General features: G+C 57.9%; 8 protein-coding genes. 1 reads left to right on the top strand and 7 read right to left on the bottom strand.

What is annotated here, in order from left to right; all coding sequences use genetic code 11:
- Positions 1-32 precede the first annotated feature (32 nt).
- Positions 33-1,478 carry an amidase gene (locus PSPTO_RS23435; RefSeq protein ID WP_011105036.1) on the top strand — a complete coding sequence of 482 codons (1,446 nt, stop codon included), beginning with the start codon at positions 33-35 and terminating at the stop codon, positions 1,476-1,478.
- Between the two features lie 486 nt (positions 1,479-1,964).
- On the opposite strand, the gene PSPTO_RS29955 is transcribed toward PSPTO_RS23435, so the two are convergent.
- The 7 genes from PSPTO_RS29955 to PSPTO_RS23405 form a co-directional block, all read right to left on the bottom strand.
- On the bottom strand, positions 1,965-2,126 hold the full coding sequence (locus PSPTO_RS29955) for a hypothetical protein (RefSeq protein ID WP_010208948.1): 162 nt from the start codon (positions 2,124-2,126) through the stop codon (positions 1,965-1,967).
- 726 nt (positions 2,127-2,852) lie between these two features.
- Positions 2,853-3,662, bottom strand: coding sequence for an isocitrate lyase/PEP mutase family protein (locus tag PSPTO_RS23430; RefSeq protein WP_007243725.1), 810 nt, complete (start codon positions 3,660-3,662; stop codon positions 2,853-2,855).
- 73 nt (positions 3,663-3,735) lie between these two features.
- Positions 3,736-4,191 (bottom strand): Lrp/AsnC family transcriptional regulator, encoded by a 456-nt coding sequence (locus PSPTO_RS23425; RefSeq protein ID WP_226992705.1) that lies wholly within the window; start codon positions 4,189-4,191, stop codon positions 3,736-3,738.
- Positions 4,192-4,502: 311 nt separating this feature from the next.
- Positions 4,503-5,786, bottom strand: coding sequence for an MFS transporter (locus PSPTO_RS23420; protein ID WP_011105034.1), 1,284 nt, complete (start codon positions 5,784-5,786; stop codon positions 4,503-4,505).
- Positions 5,787-5,932: 146 nt separating this feature from the next.
- Positions 5,933-6,139 carry an MbtH family protein gene (locus PSPTO_RS23415; RefSeq protein WP_007243722.1) on the bottom strand — a complete coding sequence of 69 codons (207 nt, stop codon included), beginning with the start codon at positions 6,137-6,139 and terminating at the stop codon, positions 5,933-5,935.
- 31 nt (positions 6,140-6,170) lie between these two features.
- The gene (locus PSPTO_RS23410; protein ID WP_011105033.1) at positions 6,171-8,522 is read right to left on the bottom strand and encodes a methyltransferase domain-containing protein; all 2,352 of its coding nucleotides are present in this window, start codon (positions 8,520-8,522) and stop codon (positions 6,171-6,173) included.
- Between the two features lie 36 nt (positions 8,523-8,558).
- The gene (locus PSPTO_RS23405) at positions 8,559-18,800 is read right to left on the bottom strand and encodes a non-ribosomal peptide synthetase (RefSeq protein WP_226992654.1); all 10,242 of its coding nucleotides are present in this window, start codon (positions 18,798-18,800) and stop codon (positions 8,559-8,561) included.
- Between the last annotated feature and the right edge of the window lie 56 nt (positions 18,801-18,856).

Below are 18,856 nucleotides of genomic sequence, written 5' to 3'. Positions count from 1 at the left end.
AGACGAGCTTTTCAATTATCAGGAACCTTCACATGAAAGACATTCAGAATTTGTTGAACGATGAAGACGCGACCGGCCTGGCCGAATGGGTCCGGCGCGGCGAGGTCCAGCCGATTGATTTGCTGGAGGCAGTGATTCAGCGCATCGAGCACGTCGAACCGCAGCTCAACGCCGTTGCCGAGCGGCTGTACGACTCGGCCCGCAGCGCAGCGCTGGACGCTGCAAAAAGCCAAGGCGTTTTCGCCGGCGTACCGACGCTCATCAAAGACCTGTTTACCCCGGTCCACGGCGCACGGATGAGCAATGGCTCCCTGGCCATGGGCGAGTTTCGCGCCCCCTTTGAAGCCGAAGTGGTCAGCCGCCTGAGGCGTGCCGGTTGCGTGCTTGCCGGCACGACCACCTCACCAGAATTCGGCACGTCCTATTCCACCGAGTCCACACGCTTCGGCGCGACCCGTAACCCCTGGAACCTTGAGCACAGCGCCGGAGGCTCAAGCGGCGGGGCTGCCGCACTCGTCGCCGCGCGGGTGGTGCCCTTTGCCCACGGCAACGACGGCGGTGGCTCATTGAGACTGCCGGCGTCCTGCTGCGGCGTGTTCGGCTTCAAACCCAGTCGCGGCCTGATGCCCTCCGGCCCCATGGTCGGCGAAGGCTGGGCCGGCATGAGCACTGCGCACGCCATCACCCTGACCGTACGCGACAGCGCAGCCCTGCTCGACGCCACAGCCGGCATGGACCTCGGCGCGCCTTACGCAGGCCCGGTCCAGAGCCTGTCTTACGTCAGCGCCGCCCAACGCGACCCCGGCCCCCTGCGCATTGCGCTCATCGAACAATCAGGCACCTGGCCAACCTCGCCCGAAAGCCTGACCGCCGTGCGCGAGGCCGCACAATTGTGCGAGTCACTCGGGCACCGCATCGAACCGGTCAGCCTGCCCGTGGTATTACCAGAACTCCTCGACCACGTCTTCACCATCATCGGCGCCAACACCCGCAACCACGTCGACATGCTCGGCCGCATGCGAGGTTTTGACGTGCAGGACGCCGAACTGGAAGCCCGCACACGCATCATCCTGCGCGACAAAGGCAGCGTCAGTGGCGCGCAATACGCTGCCGCCGTCGAATGGATTCATGCTCTGGGCCGTCAACTGGCGACGTTCATGCAGGACTACGACGTGATCCTCTCGCCCGTGCTGACACGCGAGCCGGCACGCATTGGTGAGCTTGTGGTGCCGGACATGAGCCTGAGCCTTGAGGACATGATCGAGCGGTCGCATCGGTATTCGCCCTTTGCCGCGTTGTTTAATGCGAGTGGTCAGCCGGCGATGTCGGTGCCGCTCTACTGGAGCGCTGCGGGGCTGCCTATGGGGGCGCATTTTGCTGGGCGGTTTGGGGAGGAAGGGGTGTTGTTGGGGTTGGCTGGGCAGTTGGAGCGGGTGCGGCCGTGGCGGGGGCGGGTGCCGGGGGTTAGTGGGGGTTGAGGTGGCGGGGTTTCCAGATGCTCGTTCGATATCGGGGTGGTTGCGTGGGTAGGCAAGCGGGGGCGAAAAAGACGCTTTAGGGCGTCTTCGTCTGCGATTTGATGGGCCGGGGTTGTAGTGGTCAACTGATCCCGGACACGACGTTAAGGTTTTTCTCGTACTGATATCCAGCTCAACCAGTGCGGCTAGACCGTCGATGGATTTTAGGAAATCCATAGGGTTCGGGTAGAGGTACACTTTTTCGACTTTGGCGTCGGGTCGCATCATGGGGAGCTGGCTCCTGAAAAGAATTGGGAGCACTGCATCAGGCTTCAATTGTCAGCTTGGAATGTGGGGGTTTACGCTAAACAGGCGGAGTCTATGCGGTATAGCAAAGCCCCGTCACTCACGCATAACGTCGGGTACTGGAATCAGCGTGCTCGCAACTGCCAGGCCACTGCCTGCCTTAATGACTCGCCTGCGTCGGCGATTTGTGACCCAGGCGTATCAGTTCGTCGGAGAAACACAAACCAGCGATCGCAGTCGTGAGCCGATCAGCAGGATTGCCAGTGGCAACAGCCAGGGCGCGGACTCGCCCAGGTAAATCGCCAGGCTGATCCAGAACAGATTCTGTAACAGCGCGAAGAGGCAGTGATAGTTGTCGTACATGTACAACGCTTAGATCTGTTCCTTGATATCTTTCGAGCATCGGTGTCTGAGTAACATCGACAGTCCTGTTGATAATATTAAGCATGGCAGTGCGCATTACATGCGGAAATCCCGCACTCATACAAAATGAGTGAATGGCCGAAGGCGCGAACAGCCTCTCTTGTTCAGGACCGGGCTTGGGCGCTGAGCGTTTTCTATTAATTATAGGTAACGAATAGCTCGCCGGCCCGACTGCAATCAGAGCACAACCTTGACACACAAGTGTACACACCAGGGCTTCTGGTCAGGCCTTGAACCCGTATCGCTTTCAAACAGAGCGCCGATTGCCGCAGGGACAGAGAAGGGTGTGCGCTTGTCTAGGTCAATCAAGACGTTTTTGATACCTGTCCACTTAAGTCCTTTTATTGAAGCTTCATCCTTAAAAGCGACGCAAGGCGATTGGAAGGAGTCAAACCATCGTGTGGCAGTCAACGTCATCAGCAGGGGGGCTTACTGATGTGTTGTTACACCCGGCGTAATAACGTCTATTCCGAGCTTTGTTTTACTTTATCTAATAATGCGCCAACGTTACGCGTAACAATATGCGAACGCAACTCGAACGCCATCATCTGTACATTTAATACATGGCATCGCTTTACCGAGGGAGCCGGGCCACAAGGCTCCGGCGCGTACTTTATGCCTTTGTGTCAGCGCAATGTGAGACCCAAAACGGGTCTCATACGAATATCACACTGCCTTCAATGCCATCAGAGCGTTCAATTCGCCATACGTATGGGCTTTCAGGGTGTGGGTATCCAGTTGGCCGTTGTCCAGAAAACTGCGGATCAGTCCGCCCATGGCACCGAACAGGAATTCCGCAATGCTGGAGCCTGCGCTGAGTCGTCTGACACCCAGGCGTTTGAGTTCGTCGGGGGACGGCAGACCGTCTCTGGAAAGCAGGTTGACCGGCAGTTGAGTGTTTTGACAGAGGGTCGCAATTTCATTGGAATCCACCACGCCTGCTGCAAACAGGCCATCTGCGCCAGCATCGGCATACAGTGCCGCGCGCTTCAGAAGCTCTTCCAGGCGTTGTTCCGGGGCGAAAAGATTCTTCAAATAGACATCGCAACGCACATTGATGAACAGATCGACTCCAGCCTGTTGCGCCATCTGTCTTGCGACATCGATTTTTCGAACCAGCAGCTCTGGAGCGCCAAGGCCATCTTCGATGTTGATGCCTACCGCCCCGGCGCCGACAACGGCGTTGATCACCTGTCCGACCTTCTCGAGTTCATCCGAATAACCGCCTTCGATATCCACGGTAAGTGGCACATTGAGTACGCGCACCATCGATTGGATGGTTGTGCTCAGCAGCTCCAGGGGAAGCTTATTGCCATCCTGATAGCCATGAGACCAAGCCATGGCCGCGCTGCTGGTGGCCACCGCTTTGCCGCCCAGATGTTCCACCATGCGCGCCCCGCCGGCGTCGGCCACATTCGCCAGGACCAGCAGTCCATTTTGATGCAGGCTGTGAAAAGCGTGATCCAGTGTGGTCATAACGTATCAACTCCTTCGACAATGACAGGCAAAATGATGGAGGGTTTGATTAATTCATCCGTCCAGAAAACCTTCAGAGATACGCGGACAGTGGAACCCGTTTCGAGTCATACACTTCGCGCAAGGTGATCGATGTTTTTATTTGGGTGATGCACGGAATCTTTCGCAGGGTCTTTTCAATGAAGACGGTATATAAGGCGATGCTTTTGCAAACAATCTTTACGAGGAAATCATAATCCCCTGTCACATTGTAAAGCGCCACTACTTCGGGGCACAGGATGATTTTCTCTTCCAGTTTTCGAGTGACTTCTTCCGTGTGTAAGTCCACGGAGAGATGCACGAAGGCAATGACTTCAAACCCCAGCGCTTCTTTGTTCAACATGGCTTGATAGCCTTCAATGAACCCTTCGTCTTCAAGGCGTTTGAGACGGCGCCAACACGGTGTCTCACTCATGGAAAGAACTTCCGCAAGTTTTGATGTGGTGGTAAGGCAATTAGCCTGCATGATGCTCAGGATTTTTAGATCTATTGCATCAAGTGCCCTAGAGTTTTTTTCAAAAACAGAATCCTTTCTGGAAGGCAGCGTCAGTTACAGCCTGGGTGCGCGCATAGATACCATTTATTTCAAGGTGATGCAAATTTTTCAGCTACCGTACAAGCCATCATTCGGATCAAGAAAAATGTCGCTTATCTGTTACATGGTGCTGCCCATACAATCGTTAATACCGGTGGCGATAAGGTACGACACTAAGCAATTTATCCATTGCAGGTATACCGTGCAGGCAATGCCGAGGGGGCGCTTGCGCTCTCGGCGGCAGTGTCGATACGTGTCGGTTTCTGTCAAGCCTGCGTGCTGTGGACGCTAATATCTTCAGACCTGACTGCAATAGCCTTGCGATTCGCAGATCGGACGAGAAGGGGAGTTGCGACACCGGCCAGGGCGAAGACAACAGCAAGGCCTATCCAGCCGGTTGAACCTGCCTCGACGACAGCGATGGGCAGGATCCCCGGAAAAATCACGGTCATCAGGTTGGCTCCCAAGGCATAGATGCTCAGGTAATAAGCGCGATTTTCGACTGGAGACAAATAGTACGAGATACCCCACGCACCTGCGCATTGCCACAGCTCTCCAAACGTCATGACCACACAGGCGAACAACAGGATACCTGCCACCAGGTAGGAGGGTTGTTCCGCCGTGGTGAAGGCAACCAATGCGCACGAAAGAGCCAGTGTTATCCCTGCGTACAAGTGTTTGCGGGCGGCAAAAAGCACCTCATTGCCACGCTTGCTGAACGACAGTTGCAGGGTAATCGCCATGATGCCGTTGATGACCAGAATGATGCCGATCAGAGACTTGGGCGCCTGTGTCTTGGTCAGCAGCCACAGGGGAATGGCGATGGTCATCACGGCCTGATGCAGTGACAGAATACCGTTGCACAAGGACAGCGACAGGAAGTTCAGGTTTTTCAACGGCTGAGCGGGCGGGGTCACAGGTTGGCTCTGGTCAGACGCCTTGGTGACAACATGGGGCAGTTTTACGCTGACCAGCAGGATGGCGGAAACCAGAAACGCCATGGCATTGGCGATCAGCATGCCAATCACGCCGCCGGGGCCGGTCGTGAAGCTGACCACAATGGAAAATATTCCGGCGGCCAACATGTAGGCCACGTTTCTGACGATCGCGACCTTGGACATGGTCTTCACGTAGGCATCCGCTGTTACCGCTGAACCTACCAGCGTCTGGATGATTGGCCAGACCGCCTGCTCGACACAGCCGATGAAGCAGGCAATCAGCAGGAAGGAATAGAACTCATCCACGAAGGGATAGATCAGAAAGCCTGCCATTCGCCAGACCTGAAGAAAGGCCAAGACGCGCGCGGCACCCAGACGATCCGCCAGTCGGCCAATCGGAACTGCGCAGACAAGGCCACAAAGGCCGGCCAAGGCCAGACCGATGCCAACTTCGACATTGCTCAGGCCAACAACCTGAGTGTAGAAAAACGTTGCCCCGGCGAGAAAAAGCCCGCGACCAGCCGCATCGACGAATGCGATGAGCAAGAGCAGAAGAGTGGCTCGGTCGTCGGAAACGGGCACCTTTTCAGAAACGCGGTTGGGCGCGGACATCAGACTATTCCTTTAGAGAAACATGCGTGAGCTTCAGCATCCGACGGATTCCCGAAAGGGCCGAAGAGCGGAACGCGGAGGTGAACACTGCCATGCCTGGCGCAGGGGGACATTGTCGATGACAACCCCTGCGCACGGCAACCGACTCAGGCCTGCTGGCGTTGCCGCAAACTCAGAGGGCGCATGTCAGTCCATACTTCTTTGATGTACTCCAGGCATTCGGACTTGCTTGCGCGTTTGCCCATGAACTGCCATCCGCCGGGTAATGGCAGATCGGCGGCCCAGATTGAGTACTGTTCTTCAGCGTTGGCGACGACCAGATAATCACCCTGGTTTTTTTCTTCATCGGTCATGATTGCTCTACCTCGGACTTAACAGTGATCGTTAGATTTTTCTGATAATCAGCATGTACATCTGGCCATGCAGGTCTGGAAATTTGGCCTGGAACGCGAGGTCCATGTCCAACAGATTCCTGATTCGCTCAGGGCCGTCCTGTTGCAGGTCAAGTTCGTAGCCCAGCGATTCCGGCAGCAGGCCCACGCCTCTGATTTCCTCGACAACGAACCCTTGCGCGATAGCGATCTCGCTAACGTCGGCTCGGCTGATGGCGTTCTGGCGCATCAGCTCTTTTTGTTCGTGAGAGTAGATGGAGAGGTAGGTCAGGTGCGGGCATTCGATGTCCCAGGTTGAGATGACACAGAACCCTCCGGGCACCAGGCAGCGATGAATTTCCGACATGACGGTGGGGACGTCCTGTCTTGGGAAATGCGCTGCGGTGCCCATCATGCAGGTGACGAGATCGAACTGGGTGCTTTCGAACGGCAGATCACGCGCGTCGCCCTGATGGAATTGAGGGTTCAGCGCGCCGTTGCTTTTTTTCCGGGCGAACTCCACGGCCATCGGCTCCAGGTCAACGCCAAATGCCTGGATACCTTGTTGTGCCAACAGCGTTGGATAACGGCCGGTCGCTGCGCCGATGTCCAGGCTTTTACTGAACGGACCGTAGTGTTTGATGCAGTCGAGCATGTTGACCAGTTCCAGCGATTTCTTCGCCTCGTCCTCGGGGACAGAACAGTCATAGCGCATATACGCGGCGACGTCGTAGCCGAGTCTGGCATCGGCGGTATTGTCGACGCTGTCCAGTGAAAACTCGGAAACAATCGACAGCAAGCGCTTGCGGTGCTCGGCGACTGAGGTGAGTCGGGCAGTTCTGGAGTGTGCGGGATTATCCTGCCGGGCAAGGTCAAACCCATGCTGCGAGACCGGGCTGAGCAATTCCCGGATAAGGCTGGCGTACCAGTCCTTGTTTTCGGGGACGGCCCGGGAAGTGAGCGTGGCGGGCGGGCTGTTCAGGTTCTGCAGTCTGGCGCAGACATCCAGATAGTCAGGGTTGAGGGTAAACACCACCTCATAGTATTTCTGGGCGTCCGTTATCGAGCCCTGTTCTTCATGGATGCGACCCAGCGTGTAGAGGGTTTTTTTCGCTTCCTCCGTAACGGTCAATTCGCGTGCCCGACGGTATGCCGACTTGGCGGCGAAAGGCAGACCTGCCTTCTGGAAGCTCTCTGCCGCCAAGGTGAAGCTTTTCAGTTTCATCCGCTCGTTCTGCCCGGCCCACGTGAAGTGGCGCGCAGCTTGATGCCATTCCTGACGTCTCTGATAAGTCTGGGCCAGAATAAAGTGGCTAGCATAGTGTTTGGGGAACCGTTGTACCTGTTCACTGAGCAGTTTGATGACGATTTCGTCAAGTGCATCGGGAGCCAGTTGCAGCGTCCCTTCCTGCAGCCAATTCACCGCATACACTGCCAGCCCCGTCTGGCTCAGACTGGCCAGAATCTCGCTGACCGCCTGCTGCTGTTCTGCGGTGTTTTTCAAGCGTTCGGCGCTGTGCTGCAACGCGTGGATGTATTGGTTGTAAGCATCGTGAGCATGGTTGGCGAGCAGTTTGACCGTGCCGTCGGTACAGCCGGAAGCAATGATCGCCCCGTTTTCCGAGATGCCCAGAGTCCAGACTTCGCCGTCCACCTGCCTGGACCAGAGTGGCTTGCCCTGGCAGTCGATAAGGTGAATCTTGCCGTCCAGCGAGCCGATGGCGGCCGTGCCTTCCAGAGACACCGCTACGCTTGCGGCGTGGGGGTACAGGTTCGGCTCACTGAGTAAACGGTCCTTGACCGCCAGCAAGGCATCATTACGCTTGGACTGCGCCACATCCTCGGCGTTGGCCTGACTCAATTGATAGGTGTCAGCCACGCGCGATGCGATGTACCACGCCTGGTTCTTGCACTGAATGACGAGATGTTCGCCATTAGAGGAGTGCGTGAGGCTCGAGACCGCCGACTTCAGCGATGTCCGGAACAGCTCCCGCCCATCGGCATCGAAGAGGTAGACAGCGACGGCTCCATCCGAGGCCTGTTGAGTTCCCACCGCGACGTGATGATTCGACGCGATCGCCGTTGCAGTGATGTCATCGTCCAGCCGATGGGACCAGTGCAACTCTCCGTCACGGGACAACACCGTCAACTGCCGGTTTTTACAGGCAACGGCGAGCATGGCGAGGTCCGCGGTAACCGAGAGGCTGACCACTGCGCTACCAAAATGCCGACTCCAGAGTTCGCTGTAGGGCGTTTCAAGAAACAGCGGGGAAGGATGAGGAACGCTGCTCAAGCCCATGACACTGTGAGTAGAGGCTCTTTGCTCTTTTGCCGGGGCGTAGAAATCAATGTTGAAGTTGGTCATGGAATTTCCTTATCAAACCATCTTGTCTGTTCGGTTTTAATTGAAGAGCTTGCTGATACATGGCGTGGCAGCTTCGAGAATGCTGTAGTGGTCGGCCGTGAACCCGGTGGCGTTGAAGGACTGCCCACAGAGTGGCCGCCACTTGTCCCGCAGCTCTGCACTTTCTTCTGTGTGCAGTAACGTCAGATTGCTGTTGATGCCGGTTTTTGGGCGATAGGCTTCCAGCGCCTGCTGATGGGTGCAGAAGATCTGCAGTCGTCGTGATACCTGCTGATCGTCCATGCTGTCGGGGATCACGCCGATGCGCCGCATGGTTGCAATGGCCAGAACGTCCCGGTCCGGATGCTCGATCAGTTGGTTCATTTCGCTGGCCGAAAGTGGCAGGTCGACCGAAAGCGAACGGGCCATGTCCATCAGGTAAGCACCCAGCGGCCAGGTCTGCTCCTGTGCCGCGTGGCCCGGCGCGGGCGCGTCGATCAGCAGCAGTTGGCGTACTTCCCTGTCCAGTGCTTCCAGCTGACGGGCCATCTCGAAGGCAATCACTCCTCCCATTGACCATCCGCCCAACCAGTACGGCCCCTCGGGTTGAATTTCAAGCATCTGCTCGATGTAGATCGCGGCCATTTTTTCCAGGGTATCGACGACGTCGGTGCCGTGTTCAAGACCTCCGGCCTGGAAGGCGTGTACGCTCACGTCATCGGGCATCAACTGCGAAAGCTTGATGTAGGGCGAGACCACGCCGCCAACGGCATGCACCAGGAAGAGGTGCCTGCGCGTTCCCTGCTTGAGCCTGATACGGTTTGAACCACGTTCGCCGATGCCCTGGCTGATCTTTTCGATGAAGGCGCCCAGAGTGGCTGACTCGAAAATGTCACGAACGCGGGCCGCCAGCCCCAGCTCCCGGTTGACCTGATCGATCATTTTCATTGCCAGCAATGAGTGACCGCCTTCGTGAAAGAAGTTGTCGTTCAGGCTGATGAACTCAAGATTCAGCGTGTTCTTCCAGACCGCAGCCACGCTTTTCTCCAACGCAGTTCTCGGCGCCAGCAGTTGAATGGCCTGGTCCCGAACCGCGCTTACAGGCTGCGGGAGCGCGCGCCGATCGACCTTGCCGTTTGACGTCAATGGCAAGTGGTCAAGAAACTGAAAGCAGACGTCTGCCATGTAATCGGGCAGGGTGCGGGCCAGGCATTCTCTGAGTTCGTCGACACTTGGCTGTGTATCCGCGTTGCACACAAGGTAGGCGGTAAGGGTGGGGTTATCCGCATCGCTGGTATTGACACTGACGACGGCCTGGCTGACCTGCGGATGGGCGCACAACTGCATTTCGATCTCGCCCAGTTCTATCCTGAAACCGCGCAATTTGATCTGCTGGTCGTTGCGTCCCAGATACTCGATTTCACCGTGGGCACGATAACGAGCGGTATCCCCGGTCATGTACATGCGACTGCCCGGCGTGCCGTGCGGGTCTGGGATGAAGCGTTCGGCCGTCAAGTCGACGCGTTTCAGATAGCCACGGGACAGTTGCACACCGGCCAGGTAGAGATTGCCGGTCACGCCAATGGGGACCGGTTGCAGCGTCTCGTCAAGAATGTACGTACGCGTATTGGCGACGGGGCGGCCAATCGGGACCGCATGACCGACGTCACCGGCCTGGCAATGCCAATGGGTGACATCAATCGCAGCCTCTGTCGGTCCATACAGATTATGCAGTTGTGTGGCCGGGTATCGTTTGAAGAACTCGTTTTGCACTGAGGTGGACAGTGCCTCGCCGCTGCTGAAGACCCGGCGCAGGGCGCGGGTGTGACTGGCCTGGGTCAAGGCCATGTAGGCGCTGAGCATGGAGGGCACAAAGTGCGCCGTGGTCACCCCCTCGCGTTCGATAAGCGTCTCCAGGTAGCGCGGATCTTTGTGCCCCTCGGGTTTGGCCAGCAGCATCCGCGCGCCCACACTGAGTGGCCAGAAAAATTCCCAGACCGAGACGTCGAACGAAAATGGCGTTTTTTGCAGCACCCGATCTGTCGCATCCAGCAAGTAGGTGTCCTGCATCCAAAGGATACGGTTGATGATTGCCTCATGGCTGTTCAACGAGCCTTTCGGCGCACCTGTCGATCCGGAGGTGTAGATGCAATACGCCAGACAGGCCGGGTCTATCAGGCGCTGAGGATTGGTCTTGGGCAGGTGTGCCAACGAGGTTGCGTGCTCGTCCAGACACAGGCTGTCGGTCCGTTGCAGCGCGGTAAGTTTCAGCAGGCTGCGTTGTGTCATGGTCAGGATCGGTGCGGCGTCTGCGAGCATGTACGCGATACGCTCTTCGGGATAATGAGGGTCGATTGGCACATAGGCGCCGCCGGCCTTCAGGACTCCCAGAAGACTGACGACCATCTCGACGCTGCGCTCCATGCAGATTGCGATCAGATCATCCGCCCGGGTCCCCCGCGAAATCAGGTAGTGGGCCAACTGATTGGCGGCCTCGTTGAGTGCCCCATAGCTGAGGTGTTGGCCTTCGAAACTGACTGCGATGGCGTCCGGCGTCTGTTCCACCTGCTGTTCAAACAGATGATGAAGGGCTGCAACCGGACGATGACTGACCTTGGTCGCATTCCACTGCTCAAGCATCCTGTTTTTTTCAGAGGCCGAAAGCAGGTCAAGGCTTGCGACCGTTTTCTGTGCATCAAGGACGGCCGATTCAGCGAGGGTCTGGAACTGTGCGGCCAGCCGTTCAATGGTCGTGGCGTCGAACAGGTCGCAGTTGTATTCCCAGCGTACTTGATAGCCCTGGACCGTGGGCGTCAGCTCCAGGCTCAAGTCGAATTTGGCCGTGGTGGTCCCGATGTCGAAGATGCGGACCTCGACGTCCGGAATTTTCAATGGCTCGGGCGCCGTGTTCTGTAGCACAAACATCACCTGGAACAGTGGCGAATGGCTCATGTTCCGAGGCGTATCCAGCGCTTCGACGACTTTTTCGAACGGCAGGTCTTGGTGGGCATAAGCGCCGAGGGTGGTGTTCCTGACCTGTTGCAATAATTGGCGAAATGTCGGGTTGCCTTCAATGCGTGTGCGCAGTGCCAGCGTGTTGACGAACAGGCCGATCAAGGGTTCGACCTCGGTTCGGGTCCGGTTGGCGATGGGCGTGCCGACGACGATATCGCGCTGGCCGCTGTGCCGGCTCAGCAGCAGACTGAACAGGGTGAGCAGGGTCATGAACGGTGTCACCCCCAGGCTTTGGCTCAACGTATCGATCTTCTTGGACAGGGTTGGGGGCCATGTATGGGTAACGGCCTGACCTCGATAGGTCTGAATCGCGGGACGCGGTCGGTCCGTCGGCAGCTCGAGGCGGGCAGGTGCCTGATCCAGCTGCTGGCGCCAGTAGCCGACCTGCGCTGCAAAAACGCTTGGGGCCTGTAACGAACGCTGCCAGAAGGCGTAGTCGCTGTACTGGATTTCCAGAGGCGGCAACGGTGATGCCTGGTCTGTCGAAAACGCTTGGTAGAGCGCCATGATCTCGCGGGTAAGCACCGCGATCGACCAGCCGTCAGCAATGATGTGATGCACGGTAAACAGCAGAATATGGTGCTCGTCGGCGACCTGCAGCAGGAGGACTCTCAGCAGTGGACCGGTTTCCAGGGAGAACAACTGTGAGGCATGGTCGCGTACCTGTTTTTCAGCCACCGACAGCGGCTGAGCGGTATGGCGCAAATCGAGAGAGATCAGCGTATCGAGCTGCGGGGGATGAACGAGGCTCACCACCTGGCCGTCTTCCTGCAAGGCGAATGTCGTGCGCAGGGGTTCGTGACGTCGAATCAGCTCGTCCAGGCATTGCTGCAACACCGGCTTTTTCAGCGGGCCGTTCAGTTCCAGCGCCAATGCAATGTTGTAAGCGGTACTGGAGCGATCCAGACGATTCAGGAAGAACAGACGCTCTTGGGCATAGGAAGCGACTTTCATGCCGGAGCCGGTGTTGGTGGCAGTGATTGCTGACAGGGTCACTACCGGGCTTGTGCTCAGGCGCGGCAGCAATTGTTCGATGGTCGGCGCTTCAAACAGGGTGCGCAGCGCCATATCGACATTCAGCTGTTTGCGAATACGCGAAACCACCTGAGTGGCGAGCAAAGAGTGCCCACCAAGTTCGAAGAAGTCATCGGTGATACCGACCTGCGACAGATTCAGGACACTCGCCCAGATGGCAGCGAGTTGTCGTTCAGCGTCGCTCCTGGGGGCAACATATTGATTTTCGTGGTTGTCGTTTTCCGGCTGCGGCAACGAGCGTTTGTCGACTTTGCCACTTGGGGTCAGGGGCAGGGTCGGCAGGATGACGAAGGTGGTCGGCACCATGTAATCGGGCAGCGTTCGTCGCAGATGTTCCTTGATGTCCACGATGTTCAGCGTGCAGTCGCTTTTGGCGACCAGATAACCCACCAGCTTTTTCAGCCCTGGACGGTCTTCCCGGACCATCGCGGCGGCGCTTGCCACCGTTTCCTGGGCCATCAGTGCCTGTTCGACCTCGGCCAGCTCGATCCTGAAGCCGCGAATCTTGACCTGATGGTCCGAGCGCCCCAGATACTCGATATTTCCATCAGGAAGATAGCGCGCAACATCACCGGTCTTGTACATACGAGCGCCCGGCGAGAGGCTGTGGGGATTGGGAACGAAACGTTCGGCAGTGATATCGGGACGCTCCCAGTAACAGCGCGCCAAGTGAACGCCAGCAATGTAAAGATCACCTCGTACGCCGACCGGAACCGGTTCCAGACTGGCGTCGAGAACGTACATCTGCGAGTTGAACAACGGCTTGCCAATGGGCGGGAGGGCCGGCCATTGCGTGGCATCGCCGCTGAGCCGATAGCCGGTGACGAAGTGTGACTCCGTCGGTCCGTACTGGTTGTGCAATAAGGCATCTGGCAGTTTTTGAAACAGGTCGACGACTTCCTGAGTGACCTGCAGTTGCTCGCCGCCGCAGACGACTTCCTTCAGGCAGGCCAGTTTATCTACATCCCGGGCAGCGTCAGCAATGCCTTGCAGGGCAACGAAGGGAATGAAAAGGCGGGCAATGTTCTGTCGCTGAATGAGTTCAAGCAGCAGAACGGGGTCCCGGCGCGTATCTTCGCTGACCATGACCAGCGTGCCGCCGCTGGCCCAGGTGGAGAAGAATTCGTCGAAACTCACATCGAAGCTCAATGGCGAGAATTGCAGCGTATTGTCGCCTCGGCTCAGGCGCGATTCAGTGAGTTGCCACTGCACGAGGTTGGTCAGCATTTCGTGAGTCAGGGCCGCGCCTTTGGGCAGCCCGGTGGAGCCCGAGGTGTAGATGACGTAACACAGGTCAAGCAGGTTTTGCGGTCTGGCCGGATTTGACGATGGCTCATGCCAGGCATCGGCGCATTGGTCCATGCAGATGATGGTATGGCTGCAGCCTTCGACACGCGGGCGCAAAGTAGTCAGGGTGATGATCAGGTCGGCACGGGCATCCTGGGCCATGAAGCGCAGGCGCTCGGTCGGATAGCTCGGGTCCATGGGCACGCACACTGCCCCCGCTTTTAGTACAGCCAGAATCGCCACAGGCACATGCATAGAGCGCTCGAGGCATATGCCCACCAGCGTGCCGGGGAGGACGCCCGAGCGTTGCAAGTAATGGGCGAATTGGTTGGAACGTGCTTCCAGCTGTCGATAGCTCATCGACGCTGTGCCGAACATGACTGCGGGCAAGTCGGCGCACGGCTCGCTCATTTCGGTGAACAACTGATGCACCGCCAATGGGCGATAAACCTGCTGAGTCGCGTTCCATTCGTGGAGGATGTGTTGTTTTTCTTGCGCGGTGATCATCGACAGGCGCTGGGCGGGTTGGCTCGGATCGCTGATCGCCGAGCGGGCCAGTGTTTCAAAATGGCGGGTCATGCGTTCGATAGTGTCAGCGTCAAAAAGGTCGCTGTTGTATTCCCAGCGCATCTGATAACCCTCGGATGAGGGCGTCAGTTCCAGGGTCAGATCGAACTTGGCTGTGGTCGACTCAAGCGCGAAATTTCCGATCTCCAGCCCTGGCAGGTTCATTGCTTCAAGCGCAGTGTTCTGCAGGACGAACAGCACCTGGAACAAGGGCGAGCGACTCATGTCACGCGGGATGGCCAAAGACTCGACTACTTTTTCGAAAGGCAGTTCTTGATGGGCATAGGCGTTTAACGTGGTGTCGCGAACCTGTCCTAGCAGTTCGCTAAAGGTCGGGTTGCCTTCCAGGCGTATCCGCATGGCAAGGGTATTGACGAACAAGCCGATCAGCGGCTCGATCTCGGGTCTGGTGCGGTTGGCGATCGGGGTTCCGATCACAATGTCTTGCTGGCCGCTGTAGCGGTTGAGTAAGACATTGAACAGGGCCAGCAGCGTCATGAACGGCGTGCCTTCCTGAGCCTGGCTCAGGGCATCGATCCGTGCGGACAGCGTTTTGCCCAGTGAGCGACTGATGACCCTGCCACGGTAGGTCTGAATCGCCGGGCGCGGCCGGTCGGTAGGCAGTTCCAGAGTGGTCGGGGCCTGGGCCAGATGGCAGGACCAGTAATCGGTTTTCGACGCGAACTCGATGGGGGCCTGCCACTCGCGTTGCCAGGCAGCATAGTCACCGTACTGAATATCAAGAGGTGCCAGGGGCGAGGGTTGGCCCTGTGCAAAGGCTTGATAAAGGGCCATGACCTCACGGGCGAGTACGGCCACCGACCAGCCATCACTGACGATGTGGTGCAGGGTCAACAGCAGGATATGTTGCTGCTCGCCAGTCTGTAACAGCGAGGCGCGAAACAATGGGCCTTTTTCCAGAGAAAACAGGTGTTGTGCTTCGGCATTGGCCTGCGTTTGAGCGAGCAGGTAAGGCGTCGAGTGATGACGCAGATCGCGATAGACCAGTTGGCTAAGCGCCTCGGGGTGAACCTGTGCCTGAGGCTTTCCGTCTGCGTCCAGGACGAACGTTGTGCGCAAGGGCTCGTGGCGACGGATCAGCTCATTCAGACACCTGTGCAGCAGCGATGCCTCCAGCGGGCCGTTCAGCTCAAGGGCCAACGCGATGGTGTAGGCCGCGCTGGCAGGCTCGAACTGATCCAGAAAATACAGTCGCTCTTGAGCGTACGACAGCGGCTGACGGTGCTGCGACGGTGAGCGCGGGATGATGGATTGGGCCTGCCGAACGGTTGGCGAGCCGAGGCTTGCGATCAGTTGCGCGATGGTCGGCGCTTCGAACAATGTGCGCACCGAGAGTTCGATCTGCAGGGTATTGCGTAGTCGGGAAACAACCTGAGTGGCGAGGATCGAGTGTCCGCCCAGCTCGAAGAAGTTATCGGTAATGCCGACGCCTTCCAGATTGAGTACGTGCTGCCAGATATCGGCTACGGCCTTTTCCATCGGTGTGCCAGGAAGAACACGATTCGCACCCGGCGGTGTGGTGTTGGGTGCCGGGAGGCGCTTGCGATCAAGTTTGCCATTGGGTGTCAGCGGGAATTGCTCAAGAACCACAAAGTGGTTCGGGATCATGTAGCCGGGCAACGTCTGCGCGAGGTGATGGCGCAGTTGTTCCGGCTCTGCGGCGTATTGCTCACCGACCAACAGGTAAGCCACGATCTGCTGGTCGCCCGGCTGATCTTCCCGAACGATCACTGCCCCTTGGCGTACGCTGGGGAAGCTGACCAGACGGGTTTCGATTTCACCCAGTTCGATGCGGAACCCGCGGACCTTGACTTGATGATCGATGCGCCCCAGAAATTCGATTTCGCCGTTGGGCAGCCACCTGACCAGGTCGCCGGTTTTATAAATACGTGCTCCTGACCCTGACGCATAAGGATCGGGCACGAATTTCTGCGCAGTCAGATCCGCACGGTCGAGATAGCCACGGGCGACACCCTCGCCACCGATGTGCAGTTCGCCGGGACTGCCGGTCGCACACAGGCGCGCGTTCTCATCAAGGACACGCAGCACGGTGTTGGCAATCGGGCGACCCAGAGTGCTAGCGCTGCCCGTTACACGGCTGATGGCTGACCAGATGGTGGTTTCGGTCGGGCCATACATGTTCCATACCGAGTCGCTGCGTTGCAGCAGTTTTTGCGCCAGAACAGGTGGCAGCGCTTCGCCGCCGCAAAGTACTTTGAGCTTGAGCGTGCTTGGCCAGCCTGCCTCCAGCATCAGCCAGTAGTTTGAAGGTGTGGCCTGGATGAAGGTGACATCCTGGTGCATGGCCAGCTTGATCAACGCCTGTCCATCCGCCGCCGCTTCCGAGTCTGCCAGCACAAGGCTTGCGCCACTGATCAATGGCAGGAAAAGCTCGAGGACACTGATGTCGAATGAGATCGAGGTGACCGCCAACAATCGGTCCCCAGCGTTTATGCCAGGCTGGTTCGTCATCGACAGCAGAAAGTTAACGACCGCCCGGTGCGGCACCTGAACGCCTTTCGGTAAGCCGGTGGAGCCTGAGGTGTAAATCACATAGGCCGTGTTCAGAGCGGCGACGGGATGCCGGATATCAGAGGGACGAGGGTTCGATTGCACTTCATCGAGCAGGACAATCTGTACCGCTGCTGCGCTGAACGCCTGCACGTGCGGTCGCTCGCTGAGCAGGATCCGAGCCTTGGAATCCTGCAGCATGTGCAGCAGGCGGGCATGAGGGTAGCCTGGGTCCATCGGTACATAATGTGCGCCCGCCATCCAGGTGCCGAGCAACGCTGCCACCATGGTGACCGAACGATCCAGACAGATCGCTACGCAGGTTTCCGGACCCGCGCCCAGCGCAATCAATCGGTCAGCGATGGCCGTTGCCTGCTGCTCCAGTTGGCGATAGCTCACCTCCTGCCCGGCGCAGAGAATCGCAGTCGCGTCAGGGGTGGCCCGCGCCTGGGTCAGAACCAGATCGTGCACGCATTGATCTGCACTGAGCGTGTGGGCAGGCGTGGGTGCGGTCGCCAGTCGGGACAGCCGTTCCTGCAGGGGCAAAATTTCGAGGTCGCCGATACGGGCAGTGGTGTCGACGACAATGGATTCCAGTAATACACGATAGTAGCCACTCATACGTTCAATGGTGGCCTGGTCATAAAGCGCGGTCCGGTACTCGAAGAAGCCTCCCAGGGTGTTCTGCCGAGTGTTCATTTCCAGAGACAGGTCAAACTTCGAGAAGCGGCAGTTCTGCTCCAGTGTGCCGGACGTTGTCCCACTGAGCGTCAGTCCTCCGGCCAGGTCCTGGTTGAAGAAAGAAAACAGGACTTGAAAGAGCGGCGAGTGGTTCAGCTCCCTGGCAGGGCGTAACGCCTCGACCAGTCTTTCGAACGGGATGTCCTGATTCAAGTCCGAGTCGAGCAGTGTCGATTGGGTCTGTTGCAGATAAGCGGCAAACGTCTGTTGCGTGCTCATCTGACTGCGCAGCACGAGGGTGTTGACGAAGAAGCCGATCAGCGGCTGGATTTCGGCACGACCGCGATTGGCGACCGGATACCCGATACAGATATCGGGCTGATTGCTCAAGCGCAGCAGCAGCGTATTGAAGGCACATATCAGCGTCGTGAACAGCGTCACATGGTGGCGTTGGCTGAGTTCCTGGAGTTGCGCTCCGAGTTCGGCGGGAAGTGTGAAGTGAACCCGGTTACCCGCATAGTCGAGTCGTGCAGGGCGGGGCCGGTCGGTCGGCAGTTCAAGAACGCTTGGCGCATCCTTGAGCTGAGTCTCCCAATAATCCAGCTGTGGTTGCACGACCTCTTCCTGCAGCCATTCCCTTTGCCAGACGGCGTAGTCGGCATAGTGTATTTCAAGCGCTTGAAGGTCAGCGGCTACGCCGTTCAGCTCGGCGTTGTAGAGCCGACTGAGTTCGTCCAGCAACACGCTCATGGACCAGCCATCTGCAACGATATGATGCAGGGTCAGCAGCAGGACATGCTCATCGGCCCTGACTTCGATGGCTGTGGCGCGGATCAGTGGTGCCTGCGTCAGGTCGAAGGGGCTGGCCGCCTCATCATCCATGAACTGTTGCAGGGTGAGGTTCCGTTCAAGGAGCGCCGCCAGTTTTACAGGCCTGATCAGCACCGGCGCCTCGCGCATGATCACTTGCACGGGTAGATCTTTATCCACGGAAAATGAGGTGCGTAGCGCTTCATGCCGCTCGATGATGGCATTAAGGCTGCGCTCAAGGATATCGAGCCGCAGCACACCGTTGATCCGGCAGGCGGCCGGGATGTTGTACAGGCCAGTGCCGGGTTCATATTGCTCGAGAAACCAAAGACGCTGTTGAGCAAAGGAGGTGCTGAATTGATCGGCTGACATGACTCGAAATCTCTTCTGGTTCTCTGTCCAAGAGGTCCGGTTCTTGATGCAGCGCA

The organism is Pseudomonas syringae pv. tomato str. DC3000, assembly GCF_000007805.1.
GTDB lineage: Bacteria > Pseudomonadota > Gammaproteobacteria > Pseudomonadales > Pseudomonadaceae > Aquipseudomonas > Aquipseudomonas avellanae.
This window is presented reverse-complemented; position numbering and strand designations above follow the sequence as displayed.

What these genes read in the sequence shown, in the direction of transcription:
- PSPTO_RS23435 (WP_011105036.1), top strand. Translation starts at nt 33, where the DNA reads ATGAAAGACATTCAGAATTTGTTGAACGATGAAGACGCGACCGGCCTG.
- PSPTO_RS29955 (WP_010208948.1), bottom strand. Translation starts at nt 2,126, where the DNA reads ATGTACGACAACTATCACTGCCTCTTCGCGCTGTTACAGAATCTGTTC.
- PSPTO_RS23430 (WP_007243725.1), bottom strand. Translation starts at nt 3,662, where the DNA reads ATGACCACACTGGATCACGCTTTTCACAGCCTGCATCAAAATGGACTG.
- PSPTO_RS23420 (WP_011105034.1), bottom strand. Translation starts at nt 5,786, where the DNA reads ATGTCCGCGCCCAACCGCGTTTCTGAAAAGGTGCCCGTTTCCGACGAC.
- PSPTO_RS23415 (WP_007243722.1), bottom strand. Translation starts at nt 6,139, where the DNA reads ATGACCGATGAAGAAAAAAACCAGGGTGATTATCTGGTCGTCGCCAAC.
- PSPTO_RS23410 (WP_011105033.1), bottom strand. Translation starts at nt 8,522, where the DNA reads ATGACCAACTTCAACATTGATTTCTACGCCCCGGCAAAAGAGCAAAGA.
- PSPTO_RS23405 (WP_226992654.1), bottom strand. Translation starts at nt 18,800, where the DNA reads ATGTCAGCCGATCAATTCAGCACCTCCTTTGCTCAACAGCGTCTTTGG.